Here is a 22,145-nt window from a genome sequence, read left to right on the forward strand (position 1 = left end):
TCCATTCAAATTACTGACCCCTGCCGGGGTCCTGGCAGCCGTTGGTGCCAGATTAGGGGGATCCAATCGTGAAGCATGTTTCCAAAACCGTTCTTGCCGCGACCGTCGCGGCCATGTTGGCGTCACCGCTGTCCGCCGTCGAGCGCGACATCCAGCCTCCGCTGAAGCCGGGCTTCAAGCAGGACTTTTCCACCAACGACCGCTTCATCATCAAGTTCCGCGACAGCGACCGGACGGTTGTTGCTGCCACCTATCGCGAGCGCGCGCTGAACCGGATCGCCAGCAGCCGCGGCCTCAAGGCGCAGTCCCTGCGCCAGATCGCCTGGGTGCCGACGTGGTCCGCCTGAGCCGGAAGCTCGACCGGGTCGAGGCGGAGGCCTTCCTTGAGCAGCTGCGCGCCGACCCGGCCGTCGAGTATGCCGAGCCCGACCTGCGCATGAAGCCGGCATACACGCCCAACGATCCGCTGTACTCGCTGCAGTGGCACTACAACCACCCGGTCGGCGGCATCAACCTGCCGCTGGCCTGGGACACCAGCAAGGGCAGCGGGGCGGTCGTGGCGGTCCTGGATACGGGCATCACCAATCACCCGGACCTCAACGCCCAGGTGCTGGCGGGCTACGATTTCATCGGCGACATCGCTACCGCCAATGATGGCAACGGTCGCGACAACAACCCTGCCGACCCGGGTGACTGGGTGGAAGCGGACGAATGCGAAGATGGCGAGGAGGCCGAGGATTCGTCCTGGCACGGCACCCATGTCGCAGGCACCGTCGCGGCGCATACCAACAATGGCGTGGGTGTCGCCGGTGTCGCGCCGCTGGCGAAGATCGTGCCGGTGCGAGTCCTGGGCAAATGTGGCGGCTTCACTTCCGACATCGCCGACGCCATCGTCTGGGCCTCGGGAGGCGCCGTCAGCGGCGTACCCGCGAATGCCAACCCGGCGGAAGTCATCAATCTCAGCCTTGGCGGCGAAGGATCGTGCGGAACAACCTATCGGAACGCCATCAACGGGGCGGTCGCACGCGGTAGCGTGGTGGTGGTTGCCGCCGGCAACGGCAACACCAGTGTCGAGTCGTATACCCCGGCGAGCTGCCCGAACGTGATTGCGGTCGCCTCGAGCGACCAGGACGGTACCCGGTCGGATTTCTCGAATGCCGGCGGGCTCATCGACGTGACGGCGCCGGGCGGCGAGGGAACCACGCCGGATGGCACGGTGGGGATCGCCTCGACGGCTGACAGCGGCACCACGGTGCCGGAAAGCCCCGGTTACTACTATTACCAGGGCACCTCGATGGCGGCGCCGCACGTCGCCGGCGTGGTCGCACTGATGCAGTCGCTGTCGCCGAACACGCCCGCCGAAGTCGAACGGATCCTCAAGCTGACCTCCAAACCGATCGCTCCGTTCAATTGCCCGGGCGGCTGCGGCGCCGGCAAGATCAACGCCTATGCCGCGCTCCGCGGCGTTGCCGGAATACTGCCGGCCGCACCCATCGCCACGCTCCGGAACGGCACGACGATTTCCGTACCGGCCGGCGCGGCCGGCACGTGGACCCGGTTCTCACTGCCGAACATTTCACGCGGCATGAACCTCAGCTTCACCCTTACCGGGGGAACCGGCAATGGCGACCTGTATGTCAAGTTCGGCGCACCACCGACCCTTACCGACTACGACTGCCGCTCGACCAACGCAGGCAACAGTGAAGTCTGCAGGATTCCCGAGATGCAGGAGGGGAACTATTACGCGTATGTGCGCGGTGCGACGGCGCACAGCGGTGCGCGGCTGATCACCAGCCATTACGCCCGGGTTTTCCTCAACCGCGAAGACGTAACCATCCCGGACCTGGGCACGGCGCAATCCCCGATCCTGGTGCTCCGCCGCACCGGCAGGGCGTTGGCCCGCACCCCTGGTTCGTGTCGAGGTCGCCCATACCTACAGCGGCGACATGAAGCTGGACCTGGTGGGGCCGAGTGGTGCCGTTTACCCGCTGCAGGCCAACGTGGGTGGCGACACCGACCACATCATCAGGCAGTACTACGTGGACGCCTCGGCCGAAACCGCCAACGGCACCTGGTATCTGCGCGCGCAGGACGAGGGTCCCGAAGACGTCGGCCACATCAACCAGTGGCACCTCCGGCCCTGACCGGGGCGCCACGCGCTGGCCGCTAGCCCTTGACGCTGGCGGCCGGCGCGGCCGGTTGTGACCCGGTCATGCGGCTGACCGCTTCCGGCGAGAGTTTCGAGATGGTGTGCCGCAGCTCGCGACCCAGCACCACCTTGGCGTCCTTCTCCCAGGTGGTCAGCTGCTCGTCGAAGTCGAGCTTGCCGTCCGGGCAGACCCAGACCAGCTTCATCTCGCGCAGCTTCTGGATGAAGCCGCGGAACAGCGACTTGTCGAAGAACTCCGGCGCCGCCGGCGCATAGAGCAGGCTCAGGCGCTGCGCGGTGAGATGGCAGAGCGACTCGAGTTCGCCCGAGCTGAGCGTGCGCGGACCGTTCTTCACCAGGGTGGTGATGGCGATGAAATACCGCTCGAAGGCCTGCTGCAGGCTGTGCGCGATCGCGCGCAGGCGGAACACCTCGTCGGTCTGGCCTGGTCCGCGCGAGATGATGCCGCCCTCGTCCTCGTTGGCCACGGTCAGCAGTCCTTCGGCCACGAACAGGTCCACGGTCGCGTCCAGCCGCTGCGCGAACTCCTCGGAGGTCCAGGGCAGGAACAGCTCCTCCTGCACGAAGGGATAGATCGTGCGGCCCAGCCGCAGCAGGCCGGTGCGGCTCATGCGCCGGTTGTTCTGGAAACAAAGCGCCACCCAGCTCGCCGCGGCGAACAGGTGCAGCACGTTGTTGCGGAAGTAGCTCTGGAGTACCGCGGTTTCGCCCTCGATGCCGAGCACGTCGCCGAGCGGATGCACAGTGCGCGTGAGCACGCCGATCTTCTCGCCGTAAGAGACGATCTCGGCCGGCTCCAGCGCCGTCACGGTGACGCGGTCGGAGTACGGCAGCGCCGCCAGCAGCTTCTTGCCCAGGGCCAGCTGCGCCAGCAGGTCGGCCTCGGACATGGCGTGCTTGGGCGTGGACAGCAGGGCCAGCGCCAGCAGGTTGACCGGGTTCACGTCGGCGGCGCGGTTGATGTTGACCTGGATGCGCTGGGCGATGTCCTCGACCGCGCCGTTGATCCAGGTCGGCTTGTCGTCCGGGTCGGCGTTGCGTTCGCGCCAGTCCGGCGCGTGTTCGGCCAGCACCGTGTCCAGGAAGATCGGTTCGCCGAAGTTCACCGCCACCTTGCCGTAGTGCTGGCGCAGGATGCCGGCGCCGGCCTTGATCAGGGCCCAGATGGTTTCCTTTTCCTTGGGCTGGCCGGTCAGCTCGTCCAGGTAGCTCTTGCCTTCGATCAGCTTCTCGTAGCCGATGTAGACCGGCTGGAACACCACCGGCCGGCGCGGCGCGCGCAGGAAGGCCTTGATGGTCATCACGATCATGCCGCCCTTGGGCTGCAGCAGGCGGCCGGTGCGTGAGCGTCCGCCTTCGATGAAGTACTCCAGCGAAAAACCCTCGCCCACCAGCTGCGCCACGTATTCGCCCAGCACCGCCGCGTACAGCGCGTTGCCGCGGATCGAACGGCGGATGAAGAAGGCGCCGCCGCGGCGCAGGATCGGTCCGATCACCGGCATGTTCAGGTTGACGCCGGCGACGATGTGCGGCGGCACGATGCCGCGGGTGTACAGCAGGTAGCTCAGCAGCAGGTAGTCCATGTGGCTGCGGTGGCAGGGCACGTAGATGACCTCGTGCCCGGGCGCCACCTGCTTGAGCGTGTCGATGTGGTTGACGTTGAGGCCGCCGTAGATCCGGTTCCAGAAACCCGTCAGCGCGAACGACGCCGAGCGCACCACCGGGTTGGAATAGTCGGCGGCGATTTCCCAGGCGAAGTTGTGCGCCTTCTTCCAGGCTTCCAGGTATTCGGTGCCGTCGCGGCGCGCCTGGTCGGTGATCGCCTTGCGCACCGGCTCGGCGTCGAGCACGCGGTCCACCAGCAGGCGCCGGGTAGAGAGGTCGGGGCCGATGACGGCGGTCTTGATCTTGCGGAAGTGGGCGCGCAGCACTCGGCTGACCTTGCGCACCTGGCGTTCGTGCGGCATGTCGTCGGCCAGGATTTCCCACACGCGCACGCTTGGCGAGAACTGCACCATGGTGTCGCGGCCGTTGAGCAGGATCGCCAGCAGGCGCCGGAAGCGGCCCACCAGGTCCCAGTTCTCCGAGAACAGCACCGAGAACCAGCCCGACTGCCGGGTCGGTGCGCGGCCGACGAAGATCGACACCGGCACCAGTTGCACGTCCTGGTCGGGGTACAGGCGGTGCGCCATCAGCAGGCGCGAGAGCGCGTCGGAATGGCTGCGGTTCTTGGGCCGGCCGAACAGGCCGGCGCGACGGCGCGACAGCGCCACGTAGGCACGCTTGCGGCCCAGCGGATCGCCCGGCAGCGCCGCCAGTGGCGAAGGCAGTCCGGCTTCGCGGCAGGCGCGGTCGAGGATCAGCGAGTTCGAAAGGCCGTAGTTCTCGATCACATAACAGATCGGTCGGTCGAGATTGAACGGCATCTCGGCCGGCTCGCGCTTGATCTCGATCCAGGGCTGCAGCAGTTTTTCCATGAACCGCGCCCACAGCGGCGGGCGGGCGGATTTCGACGGCGGGCGGGGAGCCGGGGCCTGCGGGGCATCCATGTCGGGATTCACTCGGCGGTGTCGGCGGAGGCCGGGGCAACGGCGCCGGTGTCCGGCGCGTCCTCATCGGCCGGGGCGGACCCGGCGGCTTCCGCCAGCTCGGCCTCGGCCTGGGCCACGGCTTCGGCGCTGTACCAGGCGTCGTCGCGGCGTTGCATGGCCATCTCGAAGCTCACGGTCTTGTCGAGCAGGGGGTAGCTGACCTTCACCACGGCCTGGTCGCCTTCGGCCGACACCAGTTCCGCCCGCACGCCATCGAGCGACCGGTCTAGGTCCAGGCCATAGGCGCGGGCCACGTCCTTGGCGCCGGCCAGGGCGATGCCACCCTTTTCCAGCGCCGGCTGCATCGGCAGCGCGCGCGCCTGGTCCAGGGTCGGCAGGTCGAGTTCGCGGGCGGTGCGCGACAGCGCGGCCACGGCCTGGCGGGCACGCTCGCGGTCGGTGAACAGCGACGGCTGGGCCCAGGCCATCAGGCTGGCCACGACTTCGCTGCCGTGCGCCTTCTCGGCATCGCTGAGTTCGGTGTTGGCCTGGATCATGGCGTTGAGGAAGATCGAGGCGGTGGCCTGCATCAGCGGCCACTGGCCGGCGATCTCGGTTTCGAGTTTGGCCAGCTTGGGCTCGAGGTCGCGCATCAGGGCGGTTTCGGCATCGGGCGCCATCAGGCGGGCCATCATGTCTTCGTATTCGGCAGCGTCCTCTGGCGTGGGCGGCTCGGCCTCGGCCTGGCGCTGCAGCCACAGCGCCTCGCTGCGGGCATGCAGGTCGGGTGGCAGGCTCAGGCGGGAATAGCGCACCAGGTCGTTGTCGCGCAGGGCCCCGGCCAGGCCTTCCACGGCGGCCACCGGGTCACCGGACGCACGTGCCGGTTCGGCCTGCTCGCGTCGGCAGGCGCCCAGGACGATGACGAAGGAAAGCAGGGCAAACAAAGCCCAGGCGGGCAGGCGTGAGGTCATGCGGGAGGGGTCTTGAAGGGTTGGCGCCGAATCTAGCAGATCGAATGTTCGCGGCCTGTTCTGGCCGGTCGGGGACGGACCCCATAAAAAACGGGAGGCCCAGGGCCTCCCGCGAAGTCCGGATGAACCGGAGGACGGGTCATCGTTGTGGATTCCGGCGGGCCGGTCGCCCGATGACGGCCGCAGGATAGGCCGTCCCCGAGTTTATGCAACACCTGAAGTATAAGCAGGCAAGCTGATGATTTTATTGACCAATAGCGGTCAGGATCTGGGCCTGGATGGCCTCCGCGGCAGCGGCCGGGTCGCTCGCCTGGCGGATGGGCCGGCCCACCACGATGTGGTCGGCGCCGGCGGTGAAGGCGGTCGGTACGTCCACCGTGCGCTTCTGGTCATCGTTCGAGGGGCCGGCCGGGCGGATGCCGGGGCAGACGATCAGGAAACCGGCGCCGTTGGCCTGGCGCAGGGCGCCGGCTTCCTGGCCCGAGGCGATGACGCCGTCGCAGCCGGCGGCCCGGGCGGCGGCGGCACGGTCCAGGACGACCCCGGAAGGCTCACGATCGATGCCCAATTGCCGAAGATCGCTGCGGTCCATGGAAGTCAGCACGGTCACGGCCAGCAGCTTGATGTCGCCCTTCTCCTGCGAAGCGGCGCGCATCATGCCGTCATGTTGTCCATGGATGGTGCAGAACGTGACGGGGTAACGGGCGAGGCCCTTGATGGTGCTGGCGACGGTGGCCGGCACGTCGTGGAACTTCAGGTCAACGAACACCTTCTTGCCGCGGCCGGCCAGTTCCTCCAGCACCCGGAAGTAGTCGCCGCTGGTCAGCAGCTCCATGCCGATCTTGTAGAAGCCGACCGAATCACCCAGCCGGTCGACCCAGGCACGGGCCTCGGCGGCGGTCGGCACATCGAGGGCGAAGATCAGGCGGTCGCGCACGGGGATCATCGGTTCACTCCGCGTAGTCGAGCTGTTCGAGCTTCATCCGGCGGCGTTCGGCCTCGGGCAGTTCCCAGGCATTGTTGAACAGGGCCGGCTCCCAGCTGCCGTAGGTCGGGTTGGGCAGCACGAACCAGCGCTCGCCGATCCAGCCCAGGTAGGGCGCCATGGCCTGCTCACGGCCCTCGGGCGTGTTCATAAGGATCGTGGCCATGTCGCCGATCTGGTCGCCGAACTGCATCAGCACCCGGTGCGTGCGGCCGACCCACTGGCGCCGGCAGCCCTTCTCCGAGCCCAGCTGCTCGCAGCCTTCGACGAAGAAACCCAGGCCCAGGAACTGCTCGGGCTTCTCGATCGGGAAGCCGGCGGCGCGCAGGTTCTTCAGCGTCGGCTCTTCCAGATGGGCGGCGCGGTTGCTGACGTAGAAGACGGTGACGCCGCGGGCGGCGGCGGCCTGGGCGAACTCCAGCGCGCCGGGCACCGGCCTGGCCTTCTCCTCGCGCACCCAGCCGTCCCAGGTCACTTCGTCGTAGTGGCCGCCGTCACGCACCAGGCGGGCCTGGTAGGGCGAGTTGTCGAGCACGGTCTCGTCGATGTCCACGATCACCGCCGGCGGCAGGCCGGTGGCGGGGTTGGCGCGTTCCTCCGGCACCAGGGCGTCCCAGTCCGGCGTCTTCAGGGCGCGGTCGAGCTGGACCAGGGCGCCGCGGAAGGTCTGGCCGGCCAGCAGCCGGTATTCGGCCGAAGCCTGCACCCAGGCCACGGCATTGAGGTTGTCGTTGGCGGCCGGGCCGAGACGGCGCGGTGGCGGTTCGACCGCCATGCGCACCGGGCCGGGTTTTTCGGGCGTGGCGGTCGCGCCGCTTTCTGCGTTGCGGCCCGGCATCGTCTGGCAGGCGGCGAGGGCCAGCACCAGGGCGCCGAGGGTGAGGGTCTTGGTCGGGGTCATCAATTTTTGGTCCGTAGCTGAGCGGCCCAGTCTAGCCGGGGCGAGTGAATCATTCGTTGAACATGGCCGCGATCGCGTCCATGTGGGCGCGGCCGCGCTGTTTCTTCTCGGCGGTCTCGCGTTCGGGGTCGCTGCCGTCGCGCAGCAGGTCGCCGGGCGGCAGTTCGTCGAGGAAACGGCTGGGCAGCAGGTGTTCGATCGCGCCCCAGCGTTTGATCTCGGCGCTGTGCGACAGGGTCAGGCGTTCCTTGGCGCGGGTGATGCCGACGTACATCAGGCGGCGTTCTTCCTCGAGCCGGTTTTCTTCCAGGCTGGCTTCGTGCGGCAGGTTGCCGTCTTCGCAGCCGACCACGAACACCGCGCGGAACTCCAGGCCCTTGGCCGCGTGCAGGCTCATCAGCCGCACCGCGTTGCCGGGTTCGCCGCGGTCGGCGTTCGACAGCAGCGCCAGCTGCGCGGCCAGTTCGCCCGGGCCGCCGCCGCGTGCGCCCTCGAACCACGACGCGAGTTCGTCGAGGTTGGCCTTTCGGCGCTGGAACGAAGCCTCGTCCTTGCACTGGCTGCGCACCATCGCCAGCAGGCCGCTCTGTTCGGCCAGCATCGGCACCAGTTCGGCCGGCGTCACCTTTTCGGCGACGTCGCGCAGGCGTTCGACGATGCGGGTGAATTCCTCCAGGCCCGCGGCCGCACGTGGCGTCAGCTGCTTCAGGAAGCCGATCTGGCCCGCGGCCACCGACATCGGCAGGCCCGCGGTCTGCGCCATCGCCGCCAGTTTTTCCAGCGTGGTGGCGCCGACCTCGCGTTTGGGCGCGGCGATCGCGCGCAGGAAGGCGGCGTCGTTGTCGGGATTGGCCAGCACCTGCAGCCAGCACAGCGCGTCCTTCACTTCGGCGCGATCCATAACTTCGTGCCGCCCGTCAGGTGATAGGGGATGCGCAGCAGCTGCAGCGCCTTTTCCAGCGGCCGCGACTGGTGGTTGCCGCGGAACAGGATCGCGAACTCGCCCCGGGGATTTCCTTGGCCTGGTGCAGGTAGTGGATCTCGCCCGCCACGCGTTCGGCTTCGTGTTCGTTGTTGCGGCACTGCCAGACGCGCACCGGCTCGCCGTCGCCGTGCTGGCTCCAGAGCTGCTTGAGGTGCGCATGCGGGTTCTTCGCGATCAGCGTATTGGCGCAGCGCAGGATGCGGCCGGTGCAGCGGTAGTTCTGCTCGAGCTTGATCACCTTCAGGTTCGGGTAATCGCTGGCCAGCTGGTCCAGGTTCTCGGGCTGGGCGCCGCGCCAGGCGTAGATGCTCTGGTCGTCGTCGCCGACGCAGGTCATGTTGCCCTTGGCGCCCGCCAGCTGTTTGAGCAGCCGGTACTGGGCGCCGTTGGTGTCCTGGCATTCGTCCACCAGCAGGTAGCGGATGCGTTCGCGCCAGCCGGCGGCCAGGTCCGGGTCGGCCTCCAGCAGGGTCAGCGGCAGCCGGATCAGGTCGTCGAAATCCACCGCGTTGTAGGCCTGCAGGCGCGCCTGGTAGCGGGCATAGATGCCGGCGGCCTCGCGTTCGCGGGCCGAGCGCGCGGCCTCGGCGGCCTGCTCGGGCGAGAGCGCGTTGTTCTTGGCGGCGCTGATCAGGTTGTGCAGCGAATACAGCGCGTCGTTCTTCAGGCCGGGCGTCGCCAGGTCCTTGATGATCGCCATCTGGTCGTCGGAATCGAAGATCGAAAAACCGCGGCGCAGCTGCGCGCGCTCGTGTTCGATCTGCAGGAAACGCAGGCCCAGCGAGTGGAAGGTGGAGATGGTGAGGTTGTCGGCGTCGTCGCCCTTCACGCGTTTGGCCACGCGTTCGCGCATCTCGCGCGCGGCCTTGTTGGTGAAGGTGATGGCGGCGATGTGCCGGGCCTCGTGCCGGCCGCTGGCGACCAGGTGGGCGATCTTCTCGGTGATCACCCTGGTCTTGCCGCTGCCCGCGCCGGCGAGCACGAGCAGGGGGCCGCCGGTGTAGGCGACCGCTTCTTTCTGGGGGTATTCAGGCCGGACATGAGGGCGGGATTGTACCGGGCCGGGCGACCGCTGCCGTGTGCGCCGGCGTGCCCGGTACGGCTTTACAATCCCCCGCATGCTCCAGATCAGCCCCAGCCTGACCATCCCCGACGACGAGCTGTCCGAACGTTTCGTGCGTTCCAGCGGCCCGGGCGGGCAGAACGTCAACAAGGTCTCGACTGCGGTCGAGCTGCGTTTCGACGTGGCGAATTCGCCGTCCCTGCCGGAGGCGGTGCGCGCGCGCCTGCTGGCCCGGCGTGACCGGCGGCTGACCGACGAGGGCGTGCTGGTGCTCAGTGCCCAGCGTTACCGCACCCAGGACCGCAACCGCGAGGACGCCCGCGAGCGCCTGTCCGCCCTGATCGCCGCCGCCCTGGTGGCGCCGAAAAAGCGCGTCGCCACCAAGCCGAGCAAGGGATCGAAGGAGCGCCGGCTCGGCGCCAAGCGCGAACGCGCCACCGTGAAGCGGCAGCGCAGCGCCAGCGCCTGGGACAGGGAATGACCCGCATCCCGGCCTTGCCGCCGTCGGCGCCGCGCACCGACAACCGGTTCGGCCGCTGGATCGGTCGCAGTCTCCTGCGCCTCGGCGGCTGGACCATCGCCGGCGACTGGCCCGACGTGCCGCGCATGGTGGTGATCGCCGCGCCGCATTCTTCCGGCTGGGACGCGGTCTGGGGCTTGGCGGCGAAGCTGGCCCTGGGGCGTGGACATCACCTTCATCGCCAAGGCCGAGCTGTTCTGGGGGCCGCTGGGCTGGCTGCTGCGCCGTTTTGGCGGGCACCCGGTGGACCGTGGCGCGCCGGGCGGCATCGTCGACCAGACCGCGAACGAAATCCGCGCGGCCGAGCGCATGTGGTTCGTGCTGGCCCCGGAGGGCACCCGCAAGCGGGTCGAACACTGGAAGACCGGGTTCTGGAAGATCGCCCGCCGCGCCGACGTGCCGGTGTTCTGCGCCTGGTTCCACTACCCGGACAAGACCATCGGCCTGGGCCCGCTGGTCGAGCTCACCGACGACCCGGCCGCCGACATGGCCCGCATCCGCGATCTACCGCCCCTACCAGGGCAAGAACCGCGGCACCGTCTAGCGTTCCGACGGCCCCGTGTCGAAATAGTCGCGGCGTTCGAACAGCCCCGGCTTGATCAGGTCGATGAAGGCGCGCGCCTGCGGGCTGAGGTATTTGCCCTTGCGCATCACCACGCCGTAACTGCGTGGCGGGAAATAGTCGGCCAGGCTGCGTGCGACCAGGCGTTTCTGGTCGGCCTCGGTCAGGCAGATCGCGGTGACGATGCTGATGCCCAGGCCCATGGCCACGTACTGCTTGATCACCTCCCAGCCGCCGACTTCCAGCGCCACGGTGTAGGGCACGCGCCGCTGCTGGAACACCAGGTCCACCAGCCGGTAGGTCGTGAGGCGGCGCGGCGGCAGGATCAGACCATAGGGCGACAGGTCCTCGAGCATCAGGTTGGACTTGCTGGCCAGCGGGTGGTCGGGCGGGCAGATCAGCATCGGGTCGAAGGAATAGACCGGGGCGTAGGCCAGGTCGGTGGGCACGTCCAGCATCGAACCCACGGCCAGATCGACGCCGTCCGAGCGCAGCAGGCCCAGGCCGTCCTTGCCGGTGACGTTGTGCAGCACCAGCTGCACCTCCGGGTGCTGGGCCCGGAAGGCCTGCACCAGGGCCGGCAGCAGGTACAGGATGGTCGAGCTGCCAGCCGCGACATGCAGTTCGCCGGCCTGCAGGCCCTTGAGCCGGCTGCGGAATTCCCCGTCCAGGCCGTCTAGACCCTCGACCAGGGGGCGGGCCAGGTCGTACAGCACCTGGCCCTCGCGGGTCAGGCTGAAACGCCGGCCGATGCGTTCGAACAGGGCCTGGCCCAGCTCCCGTTCCAGGGCCTGCAGCTGCAGGGTCACGGCCGGCTGGCTGAGGAACAGCGCCTCGGCCGCGCGCGACACGGAACCGAGCCGGGCGACCTGGCAGAAGGCCCGCAAGGGCTTCAATCGGTCGCCCTTGTAGTAAAACGGGCCGTCGGAGCGGGCATAAGCCACTGTTCCTTAATCGGTATAAGGCGGGCTAATACTAACTATCAAAACATTTGTTTTGTCAAAGCCACCCGGCAGGCCTAGGTTCGAGCTCACGAGACAAGTGGAGCAAACCCATGGCTGGCGACGCCGCACGCATCCTCAATCCCCTGGAACTGACCGGTCCCCGGCTGGCGGGCCAGGAAGACCTGCTGACCCCGGCGGCCCTGGGCTTCCTGATTGACCTGCACCGGGCCTTCGAGCCCGAGCGCCAGGCCCGACTGGCCGCCCGCAAACAGCGCCAGGCCCGTTTCGATGCCGGAGAGCTGCCGGACTTCCGCGCCGACACCCGCGCCATCCGCGAAGGCGACTGGACTGTGGCGCCGCTGCCGCAGGCCCTGCTCGACCGTCGCGTCGAGATCACCGGCCCGGTCGACCCGAAGATGGTCATCAACGCCATGAACTCGGGCGCCAGCTGCTACATGGCCGACTTCGAGGATTCGACCTGCCCGACCTGGGACAACCTGCTCACCGGCCAGCGCGCGCTGCGCAAGGCCGTGGCCGGCAGCCTGGACTGGATGGCACCGGACGGCAGCAAGCATTACGTGCTCGACCCGGCTTCCAAGACCGTGCTGATCGTGCGCCCGCGCGGCTGGCACCTGGACGAAAAACACGTGATCGTCGACGGCCAGCGCCTGAGCGGCAGCCTGTTCGACCTGGGCCTGTTCGCCTTCCACAACGCGACCGCGCTGCAGGCGAAGGACCGCGGCCCGTACTTCTACCTGCCCAAGCTGCAGTCCATGGAAGAGGCGGCGCTGTGGGACGAGGTGCTGGCTTTCATCGAAACGCGCCTGGGCCTGCCCGAAGGCGCGATGAAGGTGACGGTGCTGATCGAGACGCTGCCGGCGGTGTTCGAGATGCACGAGATCCTGCACGCGCTGCGCGGCCGCATCGCCGGCCTGAACTGCGGACGCTGGGATTACATCTTTTCCTACCTCAAGACCTTCCGTAAGCACCGCGACCGCGTGCTGCCTGAGCGTGGCCAGGTCGGCATGACCCAGCCGTTCCTGAAGGCGTATTCGGAACTGCTGATCCAGACCTGCCACCGCCGCGGCGCGCATGCGATGGGTGGCATGGCGGCGCAGATCCCGATCGCCGGTGATCCCATCGCCAACGAGGAAGCACTGGCGCGTGTGCGCGCCGACAAGCAGCGCGAAGCCGGCGCCGGCCATGACGGCACCTGGGTGGCGCATCCCGCGCTGATCCCGATCGCGCGCGAGGTGTTCGACGCGAAGATGCCCGGCGCGCACCAGCAGGCGGTGCGTCGCGATGACGTCACCGTGGACCGCGACACGCTGATCCGCCCGAGCGTGGGCACGATCACGCGCAAGGGGTTCGACAACAACGTCGAGGTCTGCGTGCGCTACCTGGCCGCCTGGCTCGACGGCCAGGGCTGCGTGCCGATCCACTGGCTGATGGAAGACGCCGCCACCGCCGAGATCGGCCGCGCCCAGCTGTGGCAGTGGCTGCACAACGGCCAGCTGCACCTGGACGACGGTACGCCGGTGGACTTCTCGCTGTTCGACCGCGCGCTGCTGGCATTGCCTTCGAAGCTGGCCGACCGGATGAAGCTGCCGGGCGGCGCGAAGATCAACGAGGCGATCGCGTTGTTGGACCAGCTGACGCATGCCGACGAGCTGGCGGAGTTTTTGACGCTGCCGGCGTATGAGCGTCTGGGCTAGTGCCCACCCCTCCCCAACCCTCCCCTGCAAGCAGGGGAGGGAGCAAAGAACCCCACGTCACATTGAAAGGAATTCCGCCATGACCACGACCCTCCCCACCGCCGAGCAGTTGAAGAAGACCTGGGCGACCGATCCGCGATGGGCCGGCATTGAACGCGGCTATTCCGCCGAAGAAGTCGTGCGCCTGCGCGGCACCGTCGCGGTCGAACATTCGCTGGCGCGCCTGGGCGCCAACAAGCTGTGGAAGTACCTGGGCGAAAAACCCTTCGTGAACGCGCTCGGCGCGCTCACCGGCAACCAGGCCATGCAGCAGGTCAAGGCCGGCCTCAACGCCATCTACCTCAGTGGCTGGCAGGTTGCCGCCGACGCCAACGTGGCCGGTGAGATGTACCCCGACCAGTCGCTGTACCCGGCCAATTCGGTGCCGCTGGTGGTCAAGCGCATCAACAACACCCTGCTGCGCGCCGACCAGCTGCACCACGCCGAAGGCAAGGACGACATCGACTTCCTGCAGCCGATCGTCGCCGACGCCGAGGCGGGTTTCGGTGGCGTGCTGAACGCGTTCGAGCTGATGAAGGCGATGATCGAGGCCGGCGCCGCCGGCGTGCACTTCGAGGACCAGCTGGCCAGCGTGAAGAAGTGCGGCCACATGGGCGGCAAGGTGCTGGTGCCGACCCAGGAAGCCGTGCAGAAGCTCATCGCCGCGCGCCTGGCCGCCGACACCATGAACGTGCCGACCCTGCTGGTCGCGCGCACCGACGCCGAAGCCGCCGACCTGATCACCTCGGACATCGACGACAACGACAAGCCGTTCTGCACCGGCGAGCGCACCGTGGAAGGCTTCTACAAGACCCGCCCGGGCATCGACCAGGCCATCAGCCGCGGCCTGGCCTACGCGCCGTATGCCGACCTGGTCTGGTGCGAGACCGGCAAGCCCGACCTCGCGTTCGCCAGGAAGTTCGCCGAAGCCATCCACGCGAAGTTCCCGGGCAAGCTGCTGGCCTACAACTGCTCGCCGTCCTTCAACTGGAAGAAGAACCTCGACGACGCCACGATCGCGAAGTTCCAGAAGGAGCTGGGCGCGATGGGCTACAAGTTCCAGTTCATCACCCTGGCCGGTTTCCACAGCCTCAACTACGGCATGTTCGAGCTGGCGCATGGTTACGCCCGCAATCAGATGAGCGCCTTCGTCGAGCTGCAGGAGAAGGAGTTCGCGGCGGCCGACAAGGGCTTCACCGCGGTCAAGCACCAGCGCGAGGTCGGCACCGGCTATTTCGACTCGGTCACCCAGGCCATCCAGGGTGGCCAGAGCTCGACCACGGCGCTGAAGGGTTCGACCGAAGAAGAGCAGTTCCACGGCGACACCAAGGCCGTCGCCGCCTGAGTTCGGGGAGTCCACGCCCCCGGCCGGCCCTGCGGGGGCTGGCCGGGGGCGGTGGATTCCTTGACCGGGGTCGCTGTCCCCGGCCGGGAAGCTTGGATACACTCGGGCAGCTTCCCTGTCCGAGTGTCCCGTGACTCCAGACGACATCAAGGGCCCGCCGCCCGCCTCCGAGCAGCTTCCCGGCGCGGACACACGACTCCCTTCCCAGTTGTCCCCGGACGAATTCCGGGTGCTCGCCGCCGCCGGCATCAGCCGCGCGGTGCTGCCGGGCGAGGAGCTGTTCCGCCGTGGCGAGGCCGCCCAGAGCATGTTCCTTATTGATACGGGCGAGGTCCGCCTCGGTTTCGACGACGGCCTGGCCGACAAGCTGCTGGGTCCGGGCCAATACTTCGGCGAGCTCGCCGTCTTCATCGGCCGGCACCAGCGATTTGCGCGCGCCGTGGCCGAGACTCCCTGGTGTGCTGTACGAGATCTCTGGGGCGCGTTTCAGACGTTGGTCGAACGGGAACCGGCGCACGTGGCGCGCTTCATGCAGCGCAGCTTCTCCTACCTGGTCGCCGGCGAGCACCAGCTGGTGCAGCACCTCAAGCGCCGCAACGAAGACCTGATGCAGACGCTGGACACCCTGCGCCAGACCCGCACCGAACTGACCGTCGCCCAGCAGCTGGTGCGCACCGACGACCTGACCGGCCTGGCCAACCGCCGCGGCCTGTACCGCTATCTGGACGAACTCGGCCGGCAGACGCTGAACGACCTGAAGCTGGCGCTGCTGCTGGTGGACATCGACCACTTCAAGCAGATCAACGACCGCAGCGGCCACCTGGCCGGCGATGCCGCCCTGCGTGCCGTGGCCGAGGAAGTGCGGCGCCTGGCCGGCCCGCTGGAGCTGCCCTGCCGCCTGGGTGGCGACGAATTCGCCCTGGTGCTGCGGGTCAGCGACGACGGCGAGCTGGCCAACCGCGCCCTGGGCCTGATGAGCGCGGTGCGCAGCCTGCGCCTGCCCAGCCTGCGCGAACACCGCCTGTCGGTGAGCATCGGCGGCGCCTTCTGCGAGGACCCGGGCGGCTGGTCGAACTGGTACAGCCAGGCCGACCGCTCCTGTACGAAGCCAAGCGCCAGGGCGGCGACCACTGGCGCCTGGCCCGCTGAGCCGGTGGCCGCGACCGCGGGAACCCTGCGTTCACCCCGGAAAGACGGTTTCGAGCCTGCCTGAATGGATGTTGCCGAGCCCCATCCGATGAACAACCACGCCGCCGTCACTCCGGTGCTGCGCGCGGTGCTGTTGTGCGACATCGTCGAATCCACCGCCCTGGTCGAACGCCTGGGCGACGTGCGCGCCGTGGCCCTGCTGCGCAAGCACGACCAGCTGCTGCGCGAGGCCATGGCCCTGTGCCACGGCCAGCTGATCGACAAGGCCGACGGCGTGCTGGCCCTGTTCGAGCGGCCGATCCAGGCCCTGGACTTCGCCCTGCGCTACCAGCGTGGACTGCACGAACTGGGCGAAAGCGAAAAGCTGGTGCTGCAGGCCCGCATCGGCATCCACGTCGGCGACGTGATGACCTGGGCCAACGACCCCAAGGACGTGCTGGCCGGTGCCAAGGCCTACGAGGTCGAAGGCCTGGCCAAGCCGGTGGCCGCGCGCCTGATGAACCTGGCGCTGCCGGGACAGATATTGATGTCGGGCATGGCCCAGAACCTGTGCCAGCGCGCGGCCGGCGAACTCGGCGCGTCCGGCGTCGGCCTGCGCTGGCTGATGCACGGCCGCTACAGCTTCAAGGGCGTGCCGGCGCCGATGCTGGTGCACGAGGTCGGCCTGCCCGGCCTGTCGCCGCTGCGGCCGCCGGTGTCCGGTGCCAAGGCCTGGCGTGAACTGCCGCTGTGGCGGCGCCCGCCGGTGCTGGCCGTCGAAGCGCTGCTGCTGGGCGTGCTGGGCGTGGCCCTGTTCTGGTCCACGCTGCGCAGCCCGCCCGCGATCGCCTTCGCCGAACGCGACTGGGTGGTGGTGGCGCAGCTGCAGAACCGCACCGACGAAAAAGTCTTCGACGATTCGCTCGACACCGCCCTGCGCATCGGCCTGGAGCAGTCGCGCCACGTCAACCTGGTGTCGCAGCTGCAGATCGACCGCGCGCTCGAGCGCATGCAGCGCCAGGGGCAGCCGGTGGACCGCCAGCTCGCCGCTGAACTGGCGCTGCGCGAAGGCGCCAAGGCCGTGATCCTGCCCACCGTCGCCGAAGTCGGCGGCGTGGTGCGGGTCAGCTTGGAGGTGATCGACCCCAACAGCGGCGTGACCGTCTACAGCGAAAGCGCCGACGGCCGCGGCATCGGCAGCGTGTTGCCCTCGCTGGATGCGACCCTGACCAAGGTGCGGTCGAACCTGGGCGAGGCGATGACGAACGTCGAATCCAACAACCTGTCCCTGGAGCAGGCCACCACCGACAACCTTGACGCGCTCAAGGCGTTCTCGCTGGGTGCCCGCGCCCGCAATGATGGCCGCGATGCGGATGCCGCCGCCTTGTATCAGGAGGCGGTGAAGCTGGATCCCGAGTTCTCCATGGCGTGGTTGCGGCTGGCGTTCCTGCGATACATCGAAAACGACGAGGTCGGGACGCGCACCTACCTGGCCAAGGCGATGGCGTCGCGGGAGCACCTGAGCCGCCGCGAGCTGTTGTTATGGAAGGTGCCGCCGCGACGCTGGACAACCCGACCAGGGCGATCGAGCGTTTCCGGCTGCTGGCCGAGCTGTATCCGGACGATTACCGGGCCCGATACAACCATGCCTACTTCGCGCACTTCAGCCTGCACCGGTACGCAGAGGCACTGGCGATGGTCGGTCCGGCGGATGCACCGCAGAATCCGAGTCGCGCCTCCGCAATCTACCTGGCGGCAGCGATCGAACTTAGCCTCGACCGATACGACGAAGCGATCGCCAAGTTCAAAAAAGTCGAGACGCTGGGTCCCCTCACTTACCGCCGCGACTATGTCGAGGCCTACCTGGCCAAGCGCGACTACGCCAATGCCGACCGGGTGGCGAGACTGCAGAGCGGCAATGCAGGCTCCCCGACGCAGGCACTCGAAGGCCGCCTCATCGAAGTCTCCGTGCCCCTGGATCGTGGCCGATGGCTGGAGGCGGGCGCTGCCGCCGAGAAACTTCGGCAGGAAGCGGTCGGTGACGGGCAGGATCCTTCGACCTCAGGGTTCTCATTGATTGCGCTGTCGCTGCGCAGTTACGCGCCCGACGAGCGTTTCGCGGATGACCTGCGCCAATGGTCCGAACACCTGGCGGCACGTTTCCGCGAGGCGGGCTCCATGGAACAGAGGCATCTGCTGTTCCAGCAGGCCGCCACCGGCTGGATGGCGGCTTACACCGGAGACGTCGCGCTGGCTCAGCGGCTGCTCGAACGCATCGAAGGCCATCCATTGATCGCGGCCTATCCTGCCAACGCCGCCATGCAGCGTGTGCTGCAGGCCGAGATATTCCTGGCGTCCGGCAAACCGTCCGAGGCCGTCGCGGTCCTCGCACCGGACCAGGACGATGCGAATGGGCTGTACTTCTCGCGAGCCGTGCTCATGCGAGCGCTGGCCGCCGCGGGCAAGCCGGGTGCCGCCGCCGAACAGACGGACTGGCTGGCCAGTCATAGAGGACGGGCCTTTGCCGAATTCAACAGTCGCAGTGGATGGCAGGCCGCCAACGTCATCGAAAGCAACCTGGCCTTGCGGGCGGCCGCACAACTCGCGGAGCGGGCGGGCCAGAAGGATCGTGCGAACAAGCGTACCGAGGAGTTCTCGCGCGCCTGGCCCGGTGGTGAAGCGCTCGAAGCCGTGAAACGCCGGGACGCGACCTTGTGAAAGGTCGCGCCCGGGGCCGGTTTCAGCGCGGAACTTCCAGCGAAATCGGCTCGAATGGGTCGCGCGCATTGATCAGTGACTGACGCACGACGGCTCGCGACTTGCGGAAGGCCTCCTTGTCGGCGAGGTCGGTGATCGGCGCTTCGGGCAGCGACTCGACCGCCTCATCCTGCGTTCCCAGCGAGCGGGTGGCCGCGCGCGGATTGGCCTTGAAGCGGGCGCGGAACTCGTCGTCACCGGCCAGCATGTCCAGCAGCGCGTCGATGGTCTTTTCGGAAAGCTTCTTTGCCACGTGGAATCCCCCTGAGGTGCACCAATCGGTGCGTCGCGAGTCTAGCCGGCGGGGAACAACTTGTCAGGCGGCGGGAGGGCGGGCATTGTCCGCTCGGACCTGGGAGGTGGGGCGATGAGGGTAAGGCGCTGTGCGATGCTGCATGTCGAGCTGGATGATGCGCCGCGATTCCAGGTCGAGACGCTGTTCACGGGAGGCGATGGGCTTGACCGCACGCCCCGGTGGGTCGCCCACGGACCGACGCTGGCGTCCCCCGTCGAGGTGAGCCTGGCGCAGCTTTCCGTGCTTTCGGAACTCGGCGCCGGCCAGACTGCGGACTACGCGTCCCTCGTGGCCGCTCACGGCGACGCCTTGATCGCCCCGTTGCTGGCCTCCGGGGTCTTGATGCCCGAAACCGGCGGCGATCCGGTCGCGCAGGCACGTGACCGTCATGCGTGCGACGTGCCCTGGTGGCCGCCGGCGCTGGTGGCGCATCACGCGGGGACCTGGCGCGACGTGGACATCGAGGAGCGGCAGGAAGCCGGCCTGATGTCATCCAGCGAGGATCGTGTCGCGGCCCACGGACCGGCGCCCGCGCATGACTACCGGAGACAGCCGGAGCAAGAGGCGACGGACTTGCCGGCGCCCGTCCGCTCGGAATTCGACGCCCTGCTTTCGAAGCGGCGCACCAGCCGCAACTTCGATGCCGACGCCACGCTGGCGACGACCGATCTTTCGGTGATGTTGCATCGGGTCTGGGGTGCGGTGGGCACGCAGGAGCTGGCGCCCGGGGCGGTGGTCGTGAAAAAGACCTCTCCGGCCGGGGAGGACTGCATGCCGTGGAGGCCTACCTGCTGGCCTTGCGCGTCGAAGGCCTGGCGCCCGGCATCTATCACTACCTCTCGTTCGCGCACGCCTGGAACCAATGCGGATGCTTGCGACGGACGAGGCCCGGAACCTGGCCCACGCGTTTCTCGCGGGTCAGCACTGGTTCGAGGATGCACCCGCCCTGGTGGTGATGACCGCTCGGTTCGATCGCCTGTTCTGGAAATACCGGCGCCATCCCAAGGCCTGGCGGGTGCTGCACCTGGACGTCGGGCACCTGTCCCAGACGATGTACCTGTCGGCGGCGGACCGTGGGCTGGGTGCCTTCGTGACGGCGGCGATCAATGACGGTGACATCGAGCAGGCGCTTGCTTTGCAGCCCTTGCGCGAAGGCGCATTGGCTATCGTCGGCTTCGGGCCCGTGTCGGGCGAACGAAAGAACATCGAACTTGACCGGCTGGAGGCGACCCCGGCCGCGCGTTGGGCGCAGGACGAACAAGCTGATCTCAGGCGCTGAAATCGCCCAGGCGTTTCAGTCCGTCCTCGCCGATCTGCAGCCAGGACACGTGGTTGTCGTAGGAGACGTGCACCTGCGGCTCGCGGTCTAGCGGGCCGTCGAAGTTGCTGCGCACGACGTGCAGTTCGCCGGGCCAGCGTTCGGAGCGGAAGAACAGGGTGGTGCCGCAGCGGTCGCAGAAGCCGCGTCCGGCGCCGGGGGACGAGGCGTACCAGCGCAGCCGCGACTGCGGGTCGACGATGCGCACGTTCTCGGTCTTCAGGCCCACCCAGGTCACCAGCGGGGCGCCGTGCGCGCGCCGGCACATCGAGCAGTGGCAGTGCGCGACCCACTTGCTGGGCAGCTGCGCCTCGAAGCGCAGGTCGCCGCAGAGGCAGCTTCCGTGGGTGTTGGTCATCGGCGAGAGCTCCGGGCGGTGGCGGCCATCCTAGCCTAGCCCTGGGCCGGCGCGCCGCGGTCGAGCAGGCGGTAGCCGATGGCTTCGGCCAGGTGCACCGTGCTGATGTCTTCGCAGGCCGCCAGGTCGGCGATGCTGCGGGCCACGCGCAGGATGCGGTGCAGGGCGCGGGCGGAAAGTTGCAGGGTGTCCACGGCCTGTTCCAGCAGGTTCTGGTCCTTGTCGGTGAGCCGGCAATGGGTTTCGGTGTCGGCCTGGGACAGCTGCGAGTTGATCGTGCCGGCGCGTGCGAGCTGGCGGGCGCGGGCCGCCAGCACACGTTCGCGCACGGCGGCGGTGGGTTCGCCGCGTGGCGCGTCAGGCCGCAGGTCCTGTGGCGGCAGGCGCGGCACGGCCAGGTGCAGGTCGATGCGGTCGAGCAGCGGGCCGGAAAGTTTGCCGCGGTAACGCTGCACGACTTCGGCGCTGCAGCCGCAGCGGCCGGACGGATCGCCGGCCCAGCCGCAGGGGCAGGGGTTCATCGCCGCGACCAGTTGGAAGCGTGCCGGGAATTCGGCCTGGCGCGCCGCCCGCGACACCGTCACCACGCCGGATTCCAGCGGCTGGCGCAACACGTCGAGCGTGTGCCGCGACCACTCGGCGATTTCGTCCAGGAACAGTACGCCGTTGTGGGCCAGCGAGATTTCGCCTGGCCGCGGGTCGCTGCCGCCGCCGGTGATCGCCACCGCGCTCGCCAGGTGATGCGGGGCGCGGTACGGCCGCCGATGCCAATGCCGCAGGTCGATGCCCTGGCGGCTGACCGAATGCACGGCGGCGGTTTCCAGCGCCTCGGTTTCGCTGGTGTCGGGCAGCAGGCCGGGCAGGCGCGAGGCCAGCAGGGTCTTGCCGCAGCCGGGCGGGCCGATCAGCAACAGGTGGTGGCCACCGGCGGCGGCGATTTCCAGTGCGCGGCGGGCGGCGGCCTGGCCGCGTACGTCGGCGAGGTCGGGATAAGCCGCCGAGGGCGCCACGACCGGCGTTTCCGCGCGCGGCAACGGGTGCGTTTCCTGCAGGAACCCGCAGACCTCGAGCAGGGTGCGGGCGGTCCAGGCGCGCCCGCCCGCGGCCAGGGCCGCCTCGGGCCCGTTGCCGGCCGGCACGATCAGGCGCCGGCCTTCGCGCGCCGCGGCCAACGCCGCGGGCAGCACGCCGTCCACCGGCTTGAGTTCGCCGGTCAGCGCCAGCTCGCCCAGCACCTCGACATCGGACAGGGCCTGCACCGGCAACTGGCCGCTGGCGGCGAGGATGCCCAATGCGATCGCCAGGTCGTACCGCCCGCCGTCCTTGGGCAGGTCGGCCGGCGCCAGGTTGACGGTGATGCGCCGCTGCGGGAACTCGAACTGGGCATTGGCGATGGCCGAACGCACACGCTCCCGGCTTTCGCGCACGGCCGCGGCCGGCAAACCGACCAGGGTGAAATTCGGCAATCCGCCGCCCAGGTGCACCTCGACCCGGACGGCGGGCGCGTGCACGCCGGCCCGGGCGCGGCTGTGCGCCAGCGCCAGGTTCATGGCTT

At 68.6% G+C, this 22,145-nt stretch carries 16 protein-coding genes and 3 pseudogenes; 10 read left to right on the plus strand and 9 right to left on the minus strand.

Annotation, left to right across the window (positions count from 1 at the left end):
- Window positions 1-68 precede the first annotated feature (68 nt).
- On the plus strand, window positions 69-347 hold the full coding sequence (locus tag FRZ33_RS15075; protein ID WP_158637080.1) for a hypothetical protein: 279 nt from the start codon (window positions 69-71) through the stop codon (window positions 345-347).
- Window positions 335-2,170 carry a S8 family serine peptidase gene (locus FRZ33_RS04090; RefSeq protein WP_158637081.1) on the plus strand — a complete coding sequence of 612 codons (1,836 nt, stop codon included), beginning with the start codon at window positions 335-337 and terminating at the stop codon, window positions 2,168-2,170. The genes FRZ33_RS15075 and FRZ33_RS04090 overlap by 13 nt, the downstream gene beginning before the upstream one ends.
- Here FRZ33_RS04090 and plsB read toward each other — a convergent pair.
- From plsB to FRZ33_RS04115, 5 genes and pseudogenes are all read right to left on the minus strand, one after another.
- Complete coding sequence (gene plsB / locus FRZ33_RS04095; RefSeq protein ID WP_146907835.1) at window positions 2,167-4,719, minus strand: glycerol-3-phosphate 1-O-acyltransferase PlsB; 2,553 nt, start codon at window positions 4,717-4,719, stop codon at window positions 2,167-2,169. The genes FRZ33_RS04090 and plsB overlap by 4 nt on opposite strands.
- Window positions 4,720-4,727: 8 nt before the next feature.
- Window positions 4,728-5,675, minus strand: coding sequence for a hypothetical protein (locus FRZ33_RS04100; RefSeq protein ID WP_146907837.1), 948 nt, complete (start codon window positions 5,673-5,675; stop codon window positions 4,728-4,730).
- A 244-nt stretch (window positions 5,676-5,919) separates the two neighbouring features.
- Complete coding sequence (gene pyrF / locus FRZ33_RS04105) at window positions 5,920-6,621, minus strand: orotidine-5'-phosphate decarboxylase (protein WP_146907839.1); 702 nt, start codon at window positions 6,619-6,621, stop codon at window positions 5,920-5,922.
- A gap of 4 nt (window positions 6,622-6,625) precedes the next feature.
- Window positions 6,626-7,561, minus strand: a complete 936-nt coding sequence (locus tag FRZ33_RS04110) for a 5'-nucleotidase, lipoprotein e(P4) family (protein ID WP_227978103.1) — start codon at window positions 7,559-7,561, stop codon at window positions 6,626-6,628.
- 49 nt (window positions 7,562-7,610) lie between these two features.
- Window positions 7,611-9,587 (minus strand): annotated as a pseudogene (locus FRZ33_RS04115) (UvrD-helicase domain-containing protein).
- Window positions 9,588-9,664: 77 nt separating this feature from the next.
- Between FRZ33_RS04115 and arfB the strand changes: the two are divergent.
- Both arfB and FRZ33_RS04125 read left to right on the plus strand, forming a co-directional pair.
- Entirely contained in the window at window positions 9,665-10,090 is a 426-nt protein-coding gene (gene arfB, locus FRZ33_RS04120; RefSeq protein ID WP_146907841.1) for an alternative ribosome rescue aminoacyl-tRNA hydrolase ArfB, read from the plus strand.
- Window positions 10,087-10,673 (plus strand): annotated as a pseudogene (locus FRZ33_RS04125) (lysophospholipid acyltransferase family protein). The gene arfB and the pseudogene FRZ33_RS04125 overlap by 4 nt, the downstream one beginning before the upstream one ends.
- Here the strand turns inward: FRZ33_RS04125 and FRZ33_RS04130 are convergent.
- Window positions 10,670-11,628, minus strand: a pseudogene (locus FRZ33_RS04130) (LysR family transcriptional regulator). The pseudogenes FRZ33_RS04125 and FRZ33_RS04130 overlap by 4 nt on opposite strands.
- 117 nt (window positions 11,629-11,745) lie before the next feature.
- On the opposite strand from FRZ33_RS04130, the gene aceB reads away from it, so the two are divergent.
- The 5 genes from aceB to FRZ33_RS04155 all read left to right on the plus strand — a co-directional run bounded on the left by aceB (window position 11,746) and on the right by FRZ33_RS04155 (window position 18,580).
- The gene (aceB, locus tag FRZ33_RS04135; RefSeq protein WP_146907843.1) at window positions 11,746-13,350 is read left to right on the plus strand and encodes a malate synthase A; all 1,605 of its coding nucleotides are present in this window, start codon (window positions 11,746-11,748) and stop codon (window positions 13,348-13,350) included.
- 79 nt (window positions 13,351-13,429) lie between these two features.
- Window positions 13,430-14,734 carry an isocitrate lyase gene (aceA, locus tag FRZ33_RS04140; protein WP_146907845.1) on the plus strand — a complete coding sequence of 435 codons (1,305 nt, stop codon included), beginning with the start codon at window positions 13,430-13,432 and terminating at the stop codon, window positions 14,732-14,734.
- Window positions 14,735-14,963: 229 nt separating this feature from the next.
- Complete coding sequence (locus FRZ33_RS04145; protein ID WP_158637082.1) at window positions 14,964-15,947, plus strand: GGDEF domain-containing protein; 984 nt, start codon at window positions 14,964-14,966, stop codon at window positions 15,945-15,947.
- Between the two features lie 24 nt (window positions 15,948-15,971).
- Window positions 15,972-17,939: a putative peptide modification system cyclase gene (locus tag FRZ33_RS04150; protein ID WP_158637083.1), complete on the plus strand. Its 1,968-nt coding sequence runs from the start codon at window positions 15,972-15,974 to the stop codon at window positions 17,937-17,939.
- Window positions 17,936-18,580 carry a hypothetical protein gene (locus FRZ33_RS04155; protein WP_146907851.1) on the plus strand — a complete coding sequence of 215 codons (645 nt, stop codon included), beginning with the start codon at window positions 17,936-17,938 and terminating at the stop codon, window positions 18,578-18,580. The genes FRZ33_RS04150 and FRZ33_RS04155 overlap by 4 nt, the downstream gene beginning before the upstream one ends.
- Before the next feature lie 22 nt (window positions 18,581-18,602).
- Here the strand turns inward: FRZ33_RS04155 and FRZ33_RS04160 are convergent, their stop codons facing one another.
- Window positions 18,603-18,872, minus strand: a complete 270-nt coding sequence (locus tag FRZ33_RS04160) for an NHLP-related RiPP peptide (RefSeq protein ID WP_146907853.1) — start codon at window positions 18,870-18,872, stop codon at window positions 18,603-18,605.
- A 904-nt stretch (window positions 18,873-19,776) separates the two neighbouring features.
- On the opposite strand from FRZ33_RS04160, the gene FRZ33_RS04165 reads away from it, so the two are divergent.
- Window positions 19,777-20,193 carry a nitroreductase family protein gene (locus tag FRZ33_RS04165; protein ID WP_146907855.1) on the plus strand — a complete coding sequence of 139 codons (417 nt, stop codon included), beginning with the start codon at window positions 19,777-19,779 and terminating at the stop codon, window positions 20,191-20,193.
- On the opposite strand, the gene FRZ33_RS04170 is transcribed toward FRZ33_RS04165, so the two are convergent.
- Together FRZ33_RS04170 and FRZ33_RS04175 are read right to left on the minus strand one after the other, a co-directional pair.
- Window positions 20,183-20,590 (minus strand): GFA family protein, encoded by a 408-nt coding sequence (locus FRZ33_RS04170; RefSeq protein WP_146907857.1) that lies wholly within the window; start codon window positions 20,588-20,590, stop codon window positions 20,183-20,185. The two genes, FRZ33_RS04165 and FRZ33_RS04170, sit on opposite strands and share 11 nt — an antisense overlap.
- Before the next feature lie 35 nt (window positions 20,591-20,625).
- On the minus strand, window positions 20,626-22,140 hold the full coding sequence (locus tag FRZ33_RS04175) for a YifB family Mg chelatase-like AAA ATPase (RefSeq protein WP_146907859.1): 1,515 nt from the start codon (window positions 22,138-22,140) through the stop codon (window positions 20,626-20,628).
- Window positions 22,141-22,145 lie beyond the last annotated feature (5 nt).

Source organism: Arenimonas daejeonensis (assembly GCF_007993735.1).
Classification (GTDB): Bacteria; Pseudomonadota; Gammaproteobacteria; order Xanthomonadales; family Xanthomonadaceae; genus Arenimonas; species Arenimonas daejeonensis.

Bases quoted from the DNA above. Each gene is read 5' to 3' on its own strand.
- plsB (WP_146907835.1), bottom strand. From the start codon at position 4,719: ATGGATGCCCCGCAGGCCCCGGCTCCCCGCCCGCCGTCGAAATCCGCC.
- FRZ33_RS04100 (WP_146907837.1), bottom strand. From the start codon at position 5,675: ATGACCTCACGCCTGCCCGCCTGGGCTTTGTTTGCCCTGCTTTCCTTC.
- pyrF (WP_146907839.1), bottom strand. From the start codon at position 6,621: ATGATCCCCGTGCGCGACCGCCTGATCTTCGCCCTCGATGTGCCGACC.
- FRZ33_RS04110 (WP_227978103.1), bottom strand. From the start codon at position 7,561: ATGACCCCGACCAAGACCCTCACCCTCGGCGCCCTGGTGCTGGCCCTC.
- arfB (WP_146907841.1), top strand. From the start codon at position 9,665: ATGCTCCAGATCAGCCCCAGCCTGACCATCCCCGACGACGAGCTGTCC.
- aceB (WP_146907843.1), top strand. From the start codon at position 11,746: ATGGCTGGCGACGCCGCACGCATCCTCAATCCCCTGGAACTGACCGGT.
- aceA (WP_146907845.1), top strand. From the start codon at position 13,430: ATGACCACGACCCTCCCCACCGCCGAGCAGTTGAAGAAGACCTGGGCG.
- FRZ33_RS04150 (WP_158637083.1), top strand. From the start codon at position 15,972: ATGAACAACCACGCCGCCGTCACTCCGGTGCTGCGCGCGGTGCTGTTG.
- FRZ33_RS04165 (WP_146907855.1), top strand. From the start codon at position 19,777: ATGCGGATGCTTGCGACGGACGAGGCCCGGAACCTGGCCCACGCGTTT.
- FRZ33_RS04170 (WP_146907857.1), bottom strand. From the start codon at position 20,590: ATGACCAACACCCACGGAAGCTGCCTCTGCGGCGACCTGCGCTTCGAG.
- FRZ33_RS04175 (WP_146907859.1), bottom strand. From the start codon at position 22,140: ATGAACCTGGCGCTGGCGCACAGCCGCGCCCGGGCCGGCGTGCACGCG.